The organism is Bradyrhizobium sp. BRP56, assembly GCF_020194035.1.
Taxonomy (GTDB): domain Bacteria; phylum Pseudomonadota; class Alphaproteobacteria; order Rhizobiales; family Xanthobacteraceae; genus Bradyrhizobium; species Bradyrhizobium australafricanum.
In genome coordinates this window covers 1-16433 of record NZ_JADYVV010000026.1, presented here as the reverse complement: position 1 = coordinate 16433, position 16433 = coordinate 1, and the positions used below count along the sequence as shown (strand labels likewise).

The following is a 16433-nucleotide window of genomic DNA, read 5'->3' as shown; positions in this document are numbered from 1 at the left end:
GTTCTTGCCTCCATGGCGCTGACCCAAAGACTAGAGTTCCGCCAGTCGCAGTCGCTGGTGATGACGCCGCAGCTGATGCAGGCGATCAAGCTGCTGCAACTGTCGAACCTGGATCTGTCGACCTTTGTCGAGGAAGAGCTGGAGCGCAATCCGCTGCTGGAGCGGGCCGCCGACGGACCGGAGCCGCCGGTAGCCGGCGAGCCGGCCATGGAGCGGCCGGACTACGGCGATTCCGATGGTTCCAGCAGCTATGGGGACGATGGCGACGCCTCCGACATGGCCGCAGGCCCAGGCGGCGAGGCCGGCTTCGAGCCCGGCCAGGAGGAATGGCTGAACCGCGACCTCGGCAGCCGCGCCGAGATCGAGCAGACGCTCGATACCCGCCTCGACAACGTGTTTTCCGAGGAGCCGGCAGAGGCGGCGGCGCGCGCCGCGCAGGATGCGCCGCCATCGGTCTACACCGAATGGGGCGGCGGCGCCTCCAGCGACGACGAGTACAATCTCGAAGCTTTCGTGGCCGCCGAGCTGACGCTTGCCGACCACCTCGCCGAACAGCTCGCGGTGGCGTTCTCGGCGCCGGCGCAGCGCATGATCGGGCAGTATCTGATCGACCTGGTCGACGACGCCGGCTACCTGCCGGCCGATCTCGGCCAGGCCGCCGAGCGGCTCGGTGCGTCGCAGCAAGCGGTCGACGAGGTCGTCGCCGTGCTGCAGAAGTTCGATCCGCCGGGCGTATGCGCGCGAAACCTGAGCGAATGCCTCGCGATCCAGCTGCGCGAGCTCGATCGCTACGATCCCGCGATGCAGGCACTGGTCGAGCATCTCGACCTGCTCGCCAAGCGCGACATCGCGGCCTTGCGAAAGCTCTGCGGCGTCGACGACGAAGACATCACCGACATGATCGCCGAGATCCGCCGGCTCGACCCGAAGCCCGGACTGAAGTTCGGCACCGCGCGAACGCAAATCATGGTGCCCGACGTCTATGTGCGTCCGGGTCCCGACGGCGGCTGGCATGTCGAGCTCAACAGCGACACTCTGCCGCGCGTTCTGGTCAACCAGACTTATTACGCTGAGCTGTCGAAGACGATCCGCAAGGACGGTGACAAGTCGTACTTCACCGACTGCCTGCAGAATGCGACCTGGCTGGTCCGCGCGCTCGATCAGCGCGCCCGCACCATCCTGAAGGTCGCGACCGAAATCGTCCGCCAGCAGGATGGCTTCTTCACTTATGGCGTCGCGCATTTGCGGCCGCTCAATCTGAAGGCGGTCGCGGACGCGATCCAGATGCACGAATCGACGGTGTCGCGCGTCACCGCCAACAAATACATGGCGACCAATCGCGGCAGTTTTGAATTGAAGTATTTTTTCACCGCCTCGATCGCGTCGGCCGACGGCGGCGAGGCGCATTCGGCCGAGGCGGTGCGTCACCACATCAAGCAGTTGATCGACGGCGAGGCCCCGTCGGCGATCCTGTCCGACGACACGATCGTGGAACGTTTGCGCGCCTCGGGCATTGATATCGCCCGCCGTACCGTCGCGAAGTATCGCGAGGCGATGCGGATACCATCCTCGGTGCAGCGCCGCCGTGACAAACAGAGCATGCTCGGTAATGCCCTTTCGGCTCCTGCCTCCTCGTCCGACCGGTCGCGCGACACAGCCTCCGTTTAGGTTACTTCTTGAGCGTGACCCCGTTCGGGTACGGATCGGGCCATGCGCGCGTTGCGTTCGCGCCAAATCGGGATAGTCTCAATCTTTCCAGGTCGAGCGTCGTCCAGAAAGGGAGGTAACCGGAAGCCCAGCAAGCATCATGCTCCTGCAAGAGTGATCGAGGCATCCAGCAATTGAGGCATCAAATGACCCTTCGAATCTCGGGAAAGAGCATCAGCATCGGCGAGGCGCTTCGCGCGCGCGTCAGCGAGCGCACCGACGAGGTCCTGCGAAAGTATTTTGATGGCAACTATTCGGGTCACATCACGCTGAGCAAGGATGGCTTCGGCTTCCGAACCGATTGCGCGCTGCATCTGGACTCCGGCATTACGCTGGAAGCCGAATCCAACGCCACCGACGCCTATGCCAGCGCGGACGCCGCGCTCTTGATGATCGAGAAGCGCCTGCGCCGCTACAAGAGCCGGCTCAAGGATCGCTCCGCCCGCAAGACCTACGCCGCGACTGCCGCGCTTGCCGAATTGAACGGCGTCGGGCTCGACGCGCCGAGCTACGTCATCGAGGCGCCCGAGAACGAGGACGAGGTCACCGAATACAGCCCGGTGATCATTGCCGAGGCAACCACCGCGCTGAAGCGGCTGTCGGTCAGCGAAGCCGTGATGGAGCTCGATCTGACCGGCGCCTCCTGCCTGGTGTTCCAGCATGGCGGCAGCGGCCGGTTGAACATCATTTACCGCCGTACGGACGGCAATGTCGGCTGGGTCGATCCGCCGGCGGTGAGCCCTTGAGGATAGTTGGCAGATGGCATTGACGTCCGAAGCCGGCCCTGCTTATGGTCCGCCGCCTCCAGGAACAAGGGGGCGGAACAGGGTTCGCAGGTGTTGGCACCGCCGATACGTTGGAGTAGAAGCCCTGCCAACCGGACCCGGGCTAAGCCCGCATCCCACCTCATCTTCTTGACGCCGCCGCTGTAAAGCCTATTTCGCAACCTGACGGTCATTCACCTCGGAACGTCCCAATGCCGATTACCGATTTGGTCGCACCCGAGGCGATTCTCCCGGCTTTGAAAGTCATCAGCAAGAAGCAGGCGCTGCAGGAACTCGCTGCGCGTGCCTCCGCTCTGACCGGGCAGAATGAGCGCGCCATCTTCGAGGTGCTGCTGCAGCGCGAGAAGCTCGGCACCACGGCGGTCGGCTATGGCGTCGCCATTCCGCACGGCAAGCTGCCCAAGCTGGAGAAGCTGTTCGGCTTCTTCGCCCGACTCGAGCGCCCGATCGATTTCGAGGCGATGGACGGCCAGCCGGTCGATCTGATCTTCCTGCTGCTCGCACCCGAAGGCGCCGGCGCCGACCACCTCAAGGCGCTGGCGCGGATCGCTCGCCTGCTGCGCGACCAGGACGTCGCCAAGAAGCTGCGTGCCTCACGCGACGCCCAGGCGATCTACTCGGTGCTCGCATTGCCGCCGGCGAGCGCGGCGTAATCATCCGAATTCGCGAATTCGTTTTCTCGCCATTGTCATCAGAGCGTAGCCAGTGCGTCACGCGCTGGCGTGCGCCAATGCGTTGTCGATCGTTCAGGCTCCGTAGCCCGGATGGAGCGAAGCGCAATCCGGGGCTACTCTAACTGCGGATAGTTCAGTCCGGATTACGCTGCGCTCCATCCGGGCTACGGAGCGTTCGCAAGTCTCTCAGCAGATCGTCGGCAGCAGACGGCGGACTTCGTCGAGCAGATCGGGGATAGCCTTCTCGTCATTGGCGAGATGCCGGAGCAGCGCGCTCTGGAACAGGCCGTCGAACAGCGCGTACAGCGCCGCCGGTGACGATGCCGGCCGCTTGTTGCCGAGCTCGGCGTAGCGCGTGGCGATGCGCCAGATCATTGCTTCCAGGCTCTTGTCGATCTCGAGCACGTCCTTGCGGAACGCGGGCTCGAACATCGCCTGCGAGCGCAAATCGTACCAGAGCCGATGCATGCGCGCTTCGTTCTCGAGCGTTGCCGCGAGCTTGGCGAGAAAACCTTCGGTCAATTCGTCGCGGCTGCGTGCTGTCGTCACCACCTCGTCATAGCGCGTCACGCATTTCGCCTTGTAGTGGCGGACGCAGCAGCAGATCAAATCGAGCTTGTCGCTGAAGTAGTAGTGAAACACGCCGTGCGTGAATGCGGAGTTTTGCGCGATCTCACGCAGGCTGGTGCGCGCGAAGCCGAGTTCGCCAAGCGTCTCCAGCGCGGCCTCCGCGAGCTCGACGCGCCGCGCGTTGAACTTCTCGTCGCGCAGCGCCTCGGCCGCTACGGCCACGCGTTGGGCCGCTCCTGTCGCTTGCCGCGCCATTCCGTGCCTTTCCTCTGCTTCTTCCCTTTAACAACTATACCGCGACGACCGCGGCGCGCTCCATCTCTTCACAACCATCCTCTTTGACACTTGTCAAATTCAGACTTGACAAGTGTCAAGTTCCTGGACGAGGGTTGGCGAAATAATTTGGACAACCGTCAAGACGGCTGACCAATCGACAAATCAGGAGGAAATGCACCGCCGGGGCGCGCCAACGCTGCGCCCTGCCGACGCCGGCCGCGATCACCATTGCGCTCCAAATGCGCAGGCCCCGGCCCGCGCTGCCTCTGTCAGCACCACCATCAATCGGCAAGCAAAGGGAGGACTACGTCATGAGTGGGAAGAGCCTTGAAGGCAGGAAAGCCCTGGTCACCGGCGGCGCCCGGGGGATTGGCGCGGCGATCGCGCAGGCATTGGCGCGGTCCGGCGCCGCGGTGATGATCGGTGACATTCTGGATGACGCCGGCAAGGCCAGCGCCGCCGAGATCGCCAAGGCCGGGGTGAAGACCGGCTTCGTCAAGCTCGACGTCACTGACGATGCGCAATGGGAGCGGGCCGCCGCAGCGACGGTCGAAACCCTCGGCGGCTTCGACATCCTGATCAACAATGCCGGCATCGAGATCACCTCGCTGGTCGCCGACATCAAGGCCGAGGACGCGCGCCGCATGTGCGACGTCAACATCGTCGGCACCGTGCTCGGCATGAAGCACGCCTTTCGCGCGATGCGGCCGGGCGGCGCCGCGGGCAAGGGCGGCGCGGTCGTCAACATCGCTTCGGTCGCGGCGACGATCGCCTTCCCGAGCATCGCGGTCTATTCCGGCACCAAATCCGCGGTCGACCGCATGACGCGGGTCGGCGCGATGGAAGCCGGCAAGCTCGGCTATGGCGTGCGCGTCAACTGCATCTATCCCGGCCTGATCCCGACCGACATGGGCCTGCAGCTTGCCAACGACATCGTGAAGATCGGTCTCGCGCCTGACGTCAACGCCGCGGTCGGCTCGGTGGTGGAGCAGACGCCGCTCGGCAAGCTCGCGGAGGTCTCCGACATCGCCGACGCCGCCGTGTTCCTGTGCTCGAACGATGCGCGCTTCATCACCGGCATCGGCCTGCCGGTCGATGGCGGCATGGGCATGTAGCAACAAAGCCGACAACAAGCATTTCGGAGGATCGCAATGAGCGAGAAGAAGCCCGTCATCGTCTATGGCGCTTCCGGCTATACCGGCCGGCTGGTCTGCGAATATCTGCGCGAGTACAACATCCCCTTCATCGCCGCCGGCCGCAGCGCCGAGAAGCTCAACGCCGCGATGAAGTCGAACGTGGCCGGCATCGAGACCGCCGACTACGAGGTGGTGTCGGTGCCGCACACCGTGGCCGCGCTGACCGAATTGTTCAAGGGCGCCTTCGTGGTGCTCAACACCGTGGGCCCCTTCGCCAAGTTCGGCGGCGAGGTGGTACAGGCCTGCCTGGCTGCCAAGTGCCACTACACCGACACGACCGGCGAGCAGGACTGGCTGATCACGCTCGAACACGAGTTTGGCACGAGGTTCGCCAATGCCGGCCTGCTGCTGGCGCCGGGCATCGCGCAGATGTACACCACCGGCGAGATCGCCGCGCAGCTGTGCCTGGAAACGCCCGGCCTCGACACGCTCGATATCGCCGTGTTCTGGGGCGGCAGCCCGACCATCGCCTCGACGCAGACCATCCTGGTTAACGCCGCGATGGCCAAGGCCTACTATCTGGAGCAGAACAAGTACGTCGAGCATCAGCCCGATGCCGGCCTCTACAACCTGGCCATCCCCGGCCAGCACGAGCTGGCACTGGCGCTGCCGTGGGGCGGCACATCGCACCCGGTGTGGTTCAAGCAAGATCCGCGCGTCGCCAACGTGAAGGTGCTGGGCGGCGTGTTCAATCGTGCGCTCATGCTGGGCGTGCCGCAGATCGTCGCCGCCGCGCTGGAGGCGACCAAGGACATGAAGCCCGACGAGCGCTACGCCGCGCTGGCGCAGACCGCTGCCGGCGTGATGAACACCATGCCGCCGCGCGAGAATCCGCGCGTCAACAAGTCGCTGGATTCGGTGTATGCCTCCGGCCCGCTGGGGCGCGCGCACTGCGTCATCTACGGCAACAGCAACTACAAGCAGACCGGCATGTTGCAGGCCTATGCTGCCGCGCATCTGCTGCAGCAGCCGCCCAAGCGCGTAGGCTTCGCCTCCGGCTGTCAGGCGTTCGGCCATCGCGAGCTGCTCGGGCAGTTGCGCAGTTTCGGCCTGGTCGGCAAGCCGGTCCTGACCGTGCATGATTGAGCTTGAGCCCCGCTCGGATCGGGGCTCGACACTCCGTTCCCTGAAGCGTTTTCGTTTTGCTCGAAAACGCACCTTCCGCGGGTGACGCAGTAGCGCGTCACCCGCCTCTTGCGCGAGACCTGCCATGCGCTTCATCGATTATCTCGACAAGGGTGCCTCGCTCGGCGCCGACGCGCCGTGTCTCACGATGGACGGCCGCGATCTCAGCTATGGCGAGGTGCAGCGGCTGAGCTATCGGATCGCGCGCGGGCTCGACCGATCGGGCATCGCTCCCGGCGAAAAGGTCGCCATCCTGTCCGGCAACGATCCGCTCGCTTTCGCCTGCGTGTTCGGCATCTCGCGCGCGGCTGCCGTGTGGTGTCCGATCAATCCGCGTAACGAGGCGGCCGAGAACAAGTTCATCCTCGATCAGTTCGATTGCAGCCTGCTGCTGTTTCATTCGAGCTTTGCGCCGATGGTCGAGGCGGTCCGGCAGGACCTGCCCAAGCTGCGTGCGCTGGTCTGTCTCGACGCCGAGCTGCCGTTCGCGCCGTCATTCGACCGCTGGCTCGGCGGGCTCGCCGACGATGTCCATCAGCGCGCCACGAGCGACGATCTCGCGATGATCCCGGGCACCGGCGGCACCACCGGCAAGCCGAAGGGCGTGATGCTGTCGGGACGCAACATCGAGGCGATGACCGCGCTGACCCTGATGGGCTACCCGTTCAAGGGCCGTCCGATTTATCTCGCGCTGGCGCCGCTGACGCATGCCGCCGGCGTGCTCTGTTTCCCGATCATGACGCTGGGCGGCCGCGTCGTGATCATGCACCACCCTGACATCGGCGAGTTCCTGGCGCTGATCGAGCGCTACCGCGTCACCCACACCTTCCTGCCGCCGACCGTGATCTACATGCTGCTCGATCATCCCGGGCTCGACGCGGCCGATCGCAGCTCGCTGCAATGTTTCTGGTACGGCGCGGCACCGATCTCGGCGACGCGGCTCGCCGAAGCCCTGAAGCGGATCGGGCCGATGGCGCAGCTGTTCGGCCAGACCGAGGCGCCGATGATGATCTCGATGATGCCGCCCGCCGATCACTACAATCCGGACGGCACCATCGCAATGGAACGACTCTCGTCGGCCGGGCGGATCGGCCCGCTGGTGCAGGCCGGCATCATGGATGGCGACGGCAAGCTGTTGCCGGCAGGATCGCGCGGCGAGATCGTGGTGCGCGGTTCGCTGGTCATGGAAGGCTACTACAAGAACCCCGAGGCCACGCGCGAGGCTTCGGCGCATGGCTGGCACCACACCGGCGATATCGGCTACATCGACGGCGACGGCTATCTCTATATCGTCGATCGCGCCAAGGACATGATCATCACCGGCGGCTTCAATGTGTATTCGATCGAGGTCGAGAACGCGTTGCGCGCCCACGAGGCGGTGCAGGATTGCGCCGTCATCGGATTGCCCGACGACAAATGGGGCGAGCGGATCGTCGCCGTGGTGCAGCCGCGCGTCGGCCACACTGTCGATGCGACCGCGCTCGCCGCCTTCGTCAAGCAGCAGATCGGCAGCATCAAGACGCCGAAGCAGATCGAGGTCTGGGACGATCTTCCGCGTTCCAAGGTCGGCAAGGTGCTGAAGCCGGACATCCGCAAGCGACTCGAGCCGCGGTTCTGATCCGCTTCGCGCGAAAGTGCCTTGTCCTGAACATGTATTGACAACCAGCCGATGACGCCGGAAGACGGGCGCGCGCAACATCGCGTGTGCGAACCAGGGATGACTGATGTCCCGCGATTTTCGCCTTGATCGCGTTCCCGTCGACGTTCTCGCTTACGAGCTCGCCGAAGAGAGGGCGAGTGCGCTCGGCCGCATGGGCCGCGCGCTGGAACAGGCGCTCGCCAGGCTGCGCGAGTTCGATGCCGCCCATCCGCACACTGAAGCACCTGCGCCCACACAGCAGGCACGGCGCCTCCTGGTGCGGGAGGCCGGCCATGCGCTCTGGATGTTCGTGGTGCAGCGGGAGGCCTGCGGGCTGCGCAACAACCGCATGCTGATGCGCGACTACAATGTCCCCGGCGAGGTGCAGCTCAGCATGGGCCCGATGCTCGCCCCATCGACGCAATCGCCATAAAAAATGCGCGGGCCGCCTCGGTGTCGAGGCCTGCCCGCGCATTGAATTCGCGGATGCTGAATTCAGCCGTAGATTTGCGTCAGTGGACGCTGACGGCCTGCAACTCGTTGCTCCATGCGTTCGCGACCGCGGCTTCGCGGCTGTCGGTCAGCATGATCGGCGTGCCGTCGGCGGCGTGCAGTGCGAACAGCTTGAGGCCCGGCGCGATCTTCGGCGCCTGCGGAAAGAGATCCGGCACGTCCTCGGAGCGGACCTGCTTCACATAGGCGATATGACCTTCGCCCAGATGGGCCAGCGCTTCCGGCGTGACGCTCTCGGATTCGATGGTGGTGGTACTCAGTTCACTCATGGTCTCGACTCCTCAGTCAGATAAGCGGTCGAGTCCGCTCGTTGTTTCTATTATTCGTGCTCATTGATAGCGATTGTCTTAATGACCCGTTCAGGTTCCGGCCTGGCCAGGTCAATCGACAACAACCCGTTCTTCAGATCCGCGCCCAGCACCTGCATCCCCTCCGCCAGCACGAAGGTGCGCTGGAAGTGGCGCGCGGCGATGCCGCGATGGATGTATTGCCGAGCCTTGTCGTCCTGCTGGCGGCCGCGGATGACGAGCTGATTTTCCTCAATAGTTACATCGAGTTGGTCGCGGGTGAAGCCCGCCACCGCCAAGGTGATGCGCAGCCGCTCAGGCTGCCCGTTGGTACGGTCGCACCGCTCGATGTTGTACGGAGGATAGCCGTCGGCGCCCTTCACGACGCGGTCGAGCGCACGCTCGATCTCGTCGAATCCCAGAAGGAACGGACTGGACAACGATGGAACACGAGACATTACAAAGTCCTCTCGAAGCGACTTTGAGGGGCCCTTGCGGCGCCCCATGCAACCGGCGGGCCGTCTGGCCTCCGGTCAGTGAGGGATATGGGGGCGATCTGGATAGCGTTCAAGCAGCCCCGAAACCAGCCTAAACGCCCGCAACATGGGGGTAAATTCTTCCCGATCGGTTACTCCCCGACGCGCTTGCGGCCGTCGGCAGTAAAAAGATGCAGCTTGTCGCGGGAGGCGACGGCCCGGATCCGCTCGCCGATGGCGGGACCCGAGACGCCGGGAACCCGGACGATCACCTCGCCGGGCGGCAGCTCGCCCGGATTGGTGGCAACGCCCTGCTCCTCGCGCTGGCGGCTGCCATAGACGAAGGTCTCGGCGCCGACATGCTCGATCGCCTCGACCGTGAGGCCAAGCGCGACGCCGCCGGATCCGGTCTCGCTCGAGATCACGAAATCCTCCGGCCGGATCCCGACAATGCCGGCGCCGTCGGCGCCCGTGATCTGGGACTTCAGCTCGTCCGCACGCAGCGGCATCAGGTTCATCGGCGGCGCGCCGATGAAGGAGGCGACGAAGGTGGTCGCCGGCTTCTGGTAGATGTCCAGCGGATTGCCGATCTGCTCGACCTGGCCGCCGTTCATGACGACGAGGATGTCGGCGAGCGTCATCGCCTCGAGCTGGTCGTGGGTGACGTAGATCGATGTGGTGTTGAGCCGGCGCTGCAGCTTGCGGATCTCGACCCGCATCGCGATGCGCAGCTTGGCGTCGAGGTTCGACAGCGGCTCGTCGAACAGGAACACTTTCGGCTGGCGCACGATGGCGCGGCCCATCGCGACGCGCTGGCGCTGGCCGCCGGAAAGCTGGCGCGGCTTGCGCTCCAGCATCGGCGAGAGCTCGAGGACGCGCGCGGCTTCCTCGACGCGGGTCTTGATCTCGGCCTCGGCCATGCCGCGGTTGCGCAGGCCGTAGGCCATGTTGTTGTAGACGCTCATATGCGGATAGAGCGCGTAGTTCTGGAACACCATCGCGATGTCGCGATCAGCAGGCTCGACCTGGTTGACGACGCGGCCGCCGATGTCGATCTCGCCGCCGGTGATGGTCTCGAGCCCCGCGACCATGCGGAGCAGAGTGGACTTGCCACAGCCGGATGGGCCGACCAGCACGCAGAACTGGCCGTCGCCGACGTCGACATCGACGCCCTTGATGGCCTCGAAGCCGCCGGGATAGGTCTTGCGGACGCTGCGCAGCGTGACGTTAGCCATTACTTTTCCGTCTCCACCAATCCGCGCACGAACAGTTTCTGCATCACGACGACGACGAACACCGGCGGCAGCATCGCGAGCAACGCGGTCGCCATCACGATCGGCCATTCGGTCAGCGCATCGGTCGTCGTGATCATCTTGCGGATGCCGACCTGGATGGTCTGCATGTCGTCACGCGTGGTGATCAACAGCGGCCAGAGATACTGATTCCAGCCGAGGATGAAGAGGATCACGAACAGCGCGGCCATGTTGGTGCGCGACAGCGGCAGCAGCGTATCCCAGAAGAAGCGGAACGGGCCTGCGCCGTCGATGCGGGAAGCCTCCAGCAATTCATCCGGCACGGTCATGAAGAACTGGCGGAACAGCAGCGTCGCGGTCGCTGACGCAATCAGCGGCAGCGACAGGCCGGCATAGCTGTCGAGCAGATGCAGATCGGCGACGATCTTGTAGGTCGGATAGATGCGTACCTCGACCGGCAGCATCAAGGTGATGAAGATGATCCAGAAGATCGCCATCCGGAACGGAAACCGGAAATACACGATCGCGTAGGCCGAGATGATCGAGATCGCGATTTTACCGACCGCGATCAAGAGCGCCATGATCAGCGAGTTCAGCATCATGTTCAGCACCGGCTCGCGGGTCGAGCCGCTCGTGCCGACAAACAGCGTCTGGTAGTAGGTCTGGAGGAAATGGCCGCCGGGCAGCAGCGACATCTGGCCGTTGGCGATGACGGCGTTGTCCTGGGTCGAGGCGACCAGGGCGAGATAGACCGGGAAGGCGACGATCGCGATCCCGATCCACAGGATGGCGTGAGCCAGATAGCGCTGGAAGCCCTCCTCCTCGACCATCAGTAGGTCACCTTGCGCTCGACGAAGCGGAACTGGATCGCCGTCAGCATGACGACGATGACCATCAGGATGACCGACTGCGCCGCCGACGAGCCGAGATTGCCGCCGAGCAGGCCGTCCGTATAGACCTTGTAGACCAGCGTCTCGGTTGCCTTGCCGGGGCCGCCGCGGGTCATGGTGTCGATGATGCCGAAGGTGTCGAAGAAGGCGTAGACGATGTTGATGACCAAGAGGAAGAAGATGGTCGGCGACAACAGCGGGAAGATCACGGTCCAGAACCGCCGCATCGGACGGGCGCCGTCGATCGCGGCGGCCTCGATCACGCTCTTCGGAATGCTCTGCAGCCCGGCGAGGAAGAACAGGAAATTATAGGAGATCTGCTTCCATGCCGCGGCGAGGATGATCAGGGCCGCCGCCTGGTCGCCGTCGAGCAGCGGATTCCAGTCGATGCCCATGGCGCGCAGATAGCGCGACAGCACGCCGAGCGAGGGGTGCAGCATGAACACCCAGAGCACGCCGACCACCGGCGGGGCCACCGCATAGGGCCAGATCAGCAGCGTGCGATACAGCGTCGAGCCCCGCAGCGGCCTGTCAGCCATCACAGCGAGCAGCAGCGCGAAGGACAGCGAGGAGACCGCGATCGCGAAAGAGAACACGAAAGTCCGGACGATCGCCGCGAAATAGGCCGGCTCCTTGAACAGCTCGAGATAGTTCTCGAACCAGACGAAGCTGGTGGAAAGGCCGAAGGCGTCCTGCAGCAGGAAGGACTGGATCACCGCCTGCACGGCCGGCCAGTAGAAAAAGATCAGGACGATCGCGAGTTGCGGGGCAACCAGCGCGTAAGGCAACAGCTTTGATTGGAAAATCGCTTGCTTTTGCATGGGCTCGGAAGAAGGGCAGGCCGCGGATGCGGCCTGCCGGTTGATGGCCCTAAAGCGCGATGAGATGAGGTTGGATCGTCATCGCGCTTTAGCTTGTCGTCTGGGCATGCTGGAAAACCGCTTCGCGCTTTTCCGGATCATGCCCGAAGGCATCATGTCAGCGGACGGCGGTCTTTTCAAACTGCCGCAGCATCTGGTTGCCGCGCTCGACGGCGGCGTCCAGCGCCTGCTTGGCGGTCTTCTTGCCGGCCAGCGCCTGCTCGATCTCCTCCGACCACATGTCGCGCAGCTGCACCATGTTGCCGAGGCGCAGGCCGCGGGAATTCGCGGTCGGCTCCTTGTTGGTGAGCTCGAGCAGCGGGGTCTCGAGATAGGGCTGGTCCTTGTAGAAGCCTTCTTCCTTGGCCTTGGCATAGGCGGCCTTGGTGATCGGCAGATAGCCCGAGGCCTTGTGGATCCAGACCTGGCGATCGGTGTCCGAGAGGAAGGTCAGGAACTTGGCCACGCCCTTGTATTCCTCGGCCGACTTGCCGCCCATCACCCAGAGCGAGGCGCCGCCGATGATCGAGTTCTGCGGCGCGCCCTTGGCGTCGGGATAATACGGCATCGGCGCAGCGGTGAAGTTGAACTTGGCCTGCGCCTTGACGTTGCCGAAGAAGGCCGACGAGGTCAGGTAGATCGGGCATTCGCCCGAGGTGAAGCGGCCTTCGCCGGTGTTGGTGCGGCCGGCATAGTCATAGGTCTTGTCCTTCTGCAGCTCGACGAGGTTCTCGAGATGCTTGACCTGCAGCGGGCCGTTGAATTCGAGCACGGTGTCGAAGCCGTCGAGACCGTTGGCCTTGCTGGCGAGCGGCACATTGTGCCAGGCCGAGAGTTGTTCGAGATTGACCCAGGTGACCCACGAGCCGGAGAAGCCGCAGGTGTTGTAGCCGGCTGCCTTCAGCTTCTTGGCGTCGTCGAACACTTGCGGCCAGGTCTTCGGAATCTCCGCGATGTTGGCCTTCTTCAGCGCATCGAGATTGATCCACATCACCGTCGACGACGAGTTGAAGGGGAACGACAGCATCTCGCCCTTGGAGGTCGAGTAGTAGCCGGTGATCGCGGGCAGATAGACGCCCGGATCGAACTTCTCGCCGGCGTCGGCCATCAGCTTGTAGACCGGTTTGACGGCGCCGGTGGCGGCCATCATCGTCGCGGTGCCGACCTCGAACACCTGCATGATATGCGGCGCGTTGCCGGCGCGGAACGCGGCGATGCCGGCGTTCATGGTGTCAGCGTAGCCGCCCTTGTAGGTCGGGATCACCTTGTAGTCGGATTGCGAGGCGTTGAAGTCGTTGGCCAGCTTGACGATGACGTCGTTGTTGGCGCCGGTCATCGCGTGCCACCACTGGATCTCGGTCACCGCGAACGCGGGCGACGCGAATGCAAGCGCGGCAGCGGCTGCCGCGGCAGCGCCTAGTCGTCGAAAGAACATCAAAACCCCTCCCAATTGGAACATCATCTTTCGTTGCGCGCGTTATCAGCGCCGGATGACGTTCAAATGACCGTATAAACGAAAGTCATGGTAGGGGGGAAGCCGAAGCGAAGGGAAGCGGTAAAAAAGGCGAAGACCGCAGCCGGCTCCGTGCGGTGTAACGCCGGCCGCGACGCTGCACCGCAGTGTTGATGCGTCGGCCGGTTCGATACGGGCCGACGCTCCAGCTTTGTCCTGACGCGAACCGGTGCCCATCACGCATCACGTGCGGGACAGGCTCGAAAACGTCTTTAGCGCTTGCGCTGGGGACCGCAGACCACGCCTTTTTCAACCAGGCCGTTGATCTCGTCCTTCGAGTAGCCGAACTCGCCAAGCACTTCCGCGGCGTGCTGGCTGAACTTCGGCGGCGTGCGGCGCAGGTTCGGCTTGGTGCGTTCGAGGCGGATCGGCGAGGCGACGCCCTTGTACCAATCCTTCTCGATGACGTCGCCGCGATGAATGGTGTGCGGGTTGGTCAGCGCCTGGTCGATCTTCTGCACCGGGCCTGCCGGCAGGCCGGCGGCGAGCAGCCGATTGCACAGCGGCTCGGCCTCGTGCTGGCTGAACACCGCGGCCAGCTCGACGCGGAGCGCATCGCGGTTGGCGATGCGGTCCTTGTTGCGGGCAAAGCGCGGGTCGGTGCCGAGCTCGGGCTTGCCGATCTCCTTGGCGAGCTTGCGGAAGGTTCCGTCATTGCCGACGCCGATGAAGATGTTGTCGGTCTTGGTCGGGAAGATCGCGTACGGCACGAGGTTGGGATGCTCGTTGCCGGTGAGCGACGGCGGCTTGCCGTGCATGAAGTAGTTCGCGGTGTGCGGGTGCATGATCGCAAGCCCGGTCTCGTACAGCGTCGTCTCGATGAACTGGCCGAGCCCTGAGCGCTGCCGCTCCGACAGCGCCATCAGGATGCCGATCGTAGCGTAGAGCCCGGTGGTGATGTCGACCAGCGGCACGCCGGTCCGCATCGGACCGCTCTCCGGCGAGCCGGTCGCCGCGATCATGCCGGTCATCGCCTGGATGATCGCGTCATAGCCGGGATTGCCGCCGCGCGGGCCGTCGGCGCCGAAGCCGGAGATCCGGCAATGCACGAGGCGCGGAAATTTCGCGCGCAGCACGTCGTTGCCGATGCCCCATTTGTCGAGCGTGCCCGGCTTGAAATTCTCGATTAGCACGTCGGCGGTCTCGAGCATCTTCATCAGCACCGCGCGTCCGCCCTCGGAAGCGAGGTCGAGGCCGATCGAGCGCTTGTTGCGGTTGATGCCGACGAAATAGGCCGCGTCCTCGTCATGGAAGGGAGGGCCCCAGTCGCGCACCTCGTCGCCGGCGGGCGGCTCGACCTTGATTACGTCGGCGCCGTGGTCGGCGAGAATCTGGGTGCAATACGGACCGCCGAGCACGCGCGTCAGATCGATCACGCGCAGGCCGGTCATCGCGCCCGTAGCCGCTGGGGTATTCATGGAAACAACCTTCGCTCAGTTGGGATCAGATAACGAGGGTCCCAGAGCTAACGGTCTTCAGCCGGGGCAGCAATGCTTCCGTCGGCGCAGGCCCATGCAGCAGGCGGCGCATGCGTTCGCCAAGCGAACCAGCCGCTGAAAGAGCAATGGTCCGCCACGTGTCGCGGCGGACCATTGCGTGATGTGGAATTAGACGACGCTCAGCTTGACGTCGACATTGCCGCGGGTCGCGTTGGAATAGGGGCACACATGGTGGGCCTTCTCGACCAGCGCTTCAGCGTCGGCGCGGGAAAGGCCGGGCAGCGACACCGCGAGCTCGACGGCGAGGCCGAAGCCGCCTTCCGAGCGCGGGCCGATGCCGACCGTCGAGGTCACCGAGGCGTCGGCGGGAACCTTGGGGCCGCCCTGCGAGGCCACGAACTTCATCGCGCCGATGAAGCAGGCGGCATAGCCGGCCGCGAACAGCTGCTCCGGATTGTTGCCGGCACCGCCGCCGCCACCGAGCTCCTTCGGGGTCGTGAGCTTGACGTCGAGTGCGCCGTCGAGCGTCGCCGCATGGCCGTCGCGGCCGCCGGTTGCCTTGGCGCTGGTCTTGTAGAGCACGTTCACAGACATCGTGGTCTCCCTTGGTGGATTGGGCTTGAATTCGACAGCGTATGTATTGCACGCAAATAGATTGCGCACAATATAAAATATGCGGTCTCACATTTAATTGTTCGCAATTGAATCCGCGGTCCCGTGAGCCCAGAATGACCCGGAAACGAGATGGATTCGATGGGAATCATGGCCAGGAAACCGACGGCCGCGGATCAGGCGCTGCGGCTCGATAACCAGATTTGCTTTGCGGTCTATTCGACCGCGCACGCCTTCAACCGCGTCTACAAGCCTCTGCTCGACCGGCTCGGGCTGACCTATCCGCAGTATCTCGTGATGCTGGCGCTGTGGGAGCGCGACGACGTCGCGGTGAAGGACCTCGGCGAGCGCCTGTTCCTGGATTCCGGCACGCTGACGCCGCTCTTGAAGCGGCTGGAGGCGGCGGAGTTGATCAAACGGACCCGCAGCACCGCGGACGAGCGGGTGGTGCTGATCGCGCTGACGCCGCAGGGCCACGCGCTGCGCGAAAAGGCCAAGGCCGTGCCGCAGTCGATCCTCGCGGCCTCGGACTGCACCGTCGGCGAACTGATGGCGATGAAGGACGAGATCGTCGCACTGCGCGACCGGCTGAATGCGGTGCTGCGGGTCCGTTTGATC

General features: G+C 64.4%; 17 protein-coding genes. 8 read left to right on the top strand and 9 right to left on the bottom strand.

The window, feature by feature from the left end:
- The first annotated feature begins 12 nt into the window (after nt 1-12).
- The 3 genes from rpoN (at nt 13) to ptsN (ending at nt 3145) form a co-directional block, all read left to right on the top strand.
- Nucleotides 13-1668: an RNA polymerase factor sigma-54 gene (gene rpoN, locus I6F38_RS19385; RefSeq protein WP_225161446.1), complete on the top strand. Its 1656-nt coding sequence runs from the start codon at nt 13-15 to the stop codon at nt 1666-1668.
- Between the two features lie 185 nt (nt 1669-1853).
- A complete protein-coding gene (gene raiA / locus I6F38_RS19380) occupies nt 1854-2453 on the top strand; it encodes a ribosome-associated translation inhibitor RaiA (protein WP_028337939.1) in 600 nt (199 codons plus the stop codon).
- Nucleotides 2454-2683: 230 nt separating this feature from the next.
- Nucleotides 2684-3145, top strand: a complete 462-nt coding sequence (gene ptsN / locus I6F38_RS19375; protein ID WP_016843543.1) for a PTS IIA-like nitrogen regulatory protein PtsN — start codon at nt 2684-2686, stop codon at nt 3143-3145.
- Between the two features lie 207 nt (nt 3146-3352).
- Here ptsN and I6F38_RS19370 read toward each other — a convergent pair whose 3' ends face one another.
- Nucleotides 3353-3958: a TetR/AcrR family transcriptional regulator gene (locus tag I6F38_RS19370; RefSeq protein ID WP_026192040.1), complete on the bottom strand. Its 606-nt coding sequence runs from the start codon at nt 3956-3958 to the stop codon at nt 3353-3355.
- Between the two features lie 365 nt (nt 3959-4323).
- Here I6F38_RS19370 and I6F38_RS19365 point away from each other — a divergent pair, with 365 nt between their 5' ends.
- From I6F38_RS19365 to I6F38_RS19350, 4 genes are all read left to right on the top strand, one after another.
- The gene (locus I6F38_RS19365; RefSeq protein ID WP_016843541.1) at nt 4324-5127 is read left to right on the top strand and encodes an SDR family oxidoreductase; all 804 of its coding nucleotides are present in this window, start codon (nt 4324-4326) and stop codon (nt 5125-5127) included.
- A 36-nt stretch (nt 5128-5163) separates the two neighbouring features.
- A complete protein-coding gene (locus I6F38_RS19360; protein ID WP_225161445.1) occupies nt 5164-6294 on the top strand; it encodes a DUF5938 domain-containing protein in 1131 nt (376 codons plus the stop codon).
- Nucleotides 6295-6418: 124 nt separating this feature from the next.
- On the top strand, nt 6419-7951 hold the full coding sequence (locus I6F38_RS19355) for an AMP-binding protein (protein WP_225161444.1): 1533 nt from the start codon (nt 6419-6421) through the stop codon (nt 7949-7951).
- A gap of 106 nt (nt 7952-8057) precedes the next feature.
- Entirely contained in the window at nt 8058-8405 is a 348-nt protein-coding gene (locus I6F38_RS19350; RefSeq protein WP_225161443.1) for a DUF6665 family protein, read from the top strand.
- 79 nt (nt 8406-8484) lie between these two features.
- On the opposite strand, the gene I6F38_RS19345 is transcribed toward I6F38_RS19350, so the two are convergent.
- The 8 genes from I6F38_RS19345 to I6F38_RS19310 form a co-directional block, all read right to left on the bottom strand.
- On the bottom strand, nt 8485-8754 hold the full coding sequence (locus tag I6F38_RS19345; RefSeq protein ID WP_016843536.1) for a DUF1150 domain-containing protein: 270 nt from the start codon (nt 8752-8754) through the stop codon (nt 8485-8487).
- Nucleotides 8755-8804: 50 nt separating this feature from the next.
- A complete protein-coding gene (locus tag I6F38_RS19340) occupies nt 8805-9230 on the bottom strand; it encodes an Hsp20 family protein (RefSeq protein WP_021082592.1) in 426 nt (141 codons plus the stop codon).
- Between the two features lie 170 nt (nt 9231-9400).
- Nucleotides 9401-10483, bottom strand: coding sequence for a sn-glycerol-3-phosphate import ATP-binding protein UgpC (locus tag I6F38_RS19335; protein WP_225161442.1), 1083 nt, complete (start codon nt 10481-10483; stop codon nt 9401-9403).
- On the bottom strand, nt 10483-11331 hold the full coding sequence (gene ugpE / locus I6F38_RS19330; RefSeq protein WP_225161441.1) for a sn-glycerol-3-phosphate ABC transporter permease UgpE: 849 nt from the start codon (nt 11329-11331) through the stop codon (nt 10483-10485). Before ugpE ends, I6F38_RS19335 begins: the two co-directional genes overlap by 1 nt.
- Nucleotides 11331-12212 (bottom strand): sn-glycerol-3-phosphate ABC transporter permease UgpA, encoded by an 882-nt coding sequence (ugpA, locus tag I6F38_RS19325; protein WP_225161440.1) that lies wholly within the window; start codon nt 12210-12212, stop codon nt 11331-11333. The genes ugpE and ugpA overlap by 1 nt, the downstream gene beginning before the upstream one ends.
- Before the next feature lie 157 nt (nt 12213-12369).
- On the bottom strand, nt 12370-13686 hold the full coding sequence (gene ugpB, locus I6F38_RS19320; protein ID WP_028337533.1) for a sn-glycerol-3-phosphate ABC transporter substrate-binding protein UgpB: 1317 nt from the start codon (nt 13684-13686) through the stop codon (nt 12370-12372).
- Nucleotides 13687-13976: 290 nt separating this feature from the next.
- Nucleotides 13977-15182, bottom strand: coding sequence for a CaiB/BaiF CoA-transferase family protein (locus tag I6F38_RS19315; RefSeq protein WP_225161439.1), 1206 nt, complete (start codon nt 15180-15182; stop codon nt 13977-13979).
- Nucleotides 15183-15371: 189 nt separating this feature from the next.
- A complete protein-coding gene (locus tag I6F38_RS19310) occupies nt 15372-15797 on the bottom strand; it encodes an organic hydroperoxide resistance protein (RefSeq protein WP_028341711.1) in 426 nt (141 codons plus the stop codon).
- A 168-nt stretch (nt 15798-15965) separates the two neighbouring features.
- Here I6F38_RS19310 and I6F38_RS19305 point away from each other — a divergent pair.
- Nucleotides 15966-16433 (top strand): MarR family transcriptional regulator (locus I6F38_RS19305; protein ID WP_225161438.1); only part of this gene is annotated, 468 nt, incomplete at its 3' end.

Excerpts from the sequence above, each read along its gene's own strand:
- rpoN (WP_225161446.1), top strand. The coding sequence starts at position 13 with ATGGCGCTGACCCAAAGACTAGAGTTCCGCCAGTCGCAGTCGCTGGTG.
- raiA (WP_028337939.1), top strand. The coding sequence starts at position 1,854 with ATGACCCTTCGAATCTCGGGAAAGAGCATCAGCATCGGCGAGGCGCTT.
- ptsN (WP_016843543.1), top strand. The coding sequence starts at position 2,684 with ATGCCGATTACCGATTTGGTCGCACCCGAGGCGATTCTCCCGGCTTTG.
- I6F38_RS19365 (WP_016843541.1), top strand. The coding sequence starts at position 4,324 with ATGAGTGGGAAGAGCCTTGAAGGCAGGAAAGCCCTGGTCACCGGCGGC.
- I6F38_RS19360 (WP_225161445.1), top strand. The coding sequence starts at position 5,164 with ATGAGCGAGAAGAAGCCCGTCATCGTCTATGGCGCTTCCGGCTATACC.
- I6F38_RS19355 (WP_225161444.1), top strand. The coding sequence starts at position 6,419 with ATGCGCTTCATCGATTATCTCGACAAGGGTGCCTCGCTCGGCGCCGAC.
- I6F38_RS19350 (WP_225161443.1), top strand. The coding sequence starts at position 8,058 with ATGTCCCGCGATTTTCGCCTTGATCGCGTTCCCGTCGACGTTCTCGCT.
- I6F38_RS19345 (WP_016843536.1), bottom strand. The coding sequence starts at position 8,754 with ATGAGTGAACTGAGTACCACCACCATCGAATCCGAGAGCGTCACGCCG.
- I6F38_RS19340 (WP_021082592.1), bottom strand. The coding sequence starts at position 9,230 with ATGTCTCGTGTTCCATCGTTGTCCAGTCCGTTCCTTCTGGGATTCGAC.
- I6F38_RS19335 (WP_225161442.1), bottom strand. The coding sequence starts at position 10,483 with ATGGCTAACGTCACGCTGCGCAGCGTCCGCAAGACCTATCCCGGCGGC.
- ugpE (WP_225161441.1), bottom strand. The coding sequence starts at position 11,331 with ATGGTCGAGGAGGAGGGCTTCCAGCGCTATCTGGCTCACGCCATCCTG.
- ugpA (WP_225161440.1), bottom strand. The coding sequence starts at position 12,212 with ATGCAAAAGCAAGCGATTTTCCAATCAAAGCTGTTGCCTTACGCGCTG.
- ugpB (WP_028337533.1), bottom strand. The coding sequence starts at position 13,686 with ATGTTCTTTCGACGACTAGGCGCTGCCGCGGCAGCCGCTGCCGCGCTT.
- I6F38_RS19315 (WP_225161439.1), bottom strand. The coding sequence starts at position 15,182 with ATGAATACCCCAGCGGCTACGGGCGCGATGACCGGCCTGCGCGTGATC.
- I6F38_RS19310 (WP_028341711.1), bottom strand. The coding sequence starts at position 15,797 with ATGTCTGTGAACGTGCTCTACAAGACCAGCGCCAAGGCAACCGGCGGC.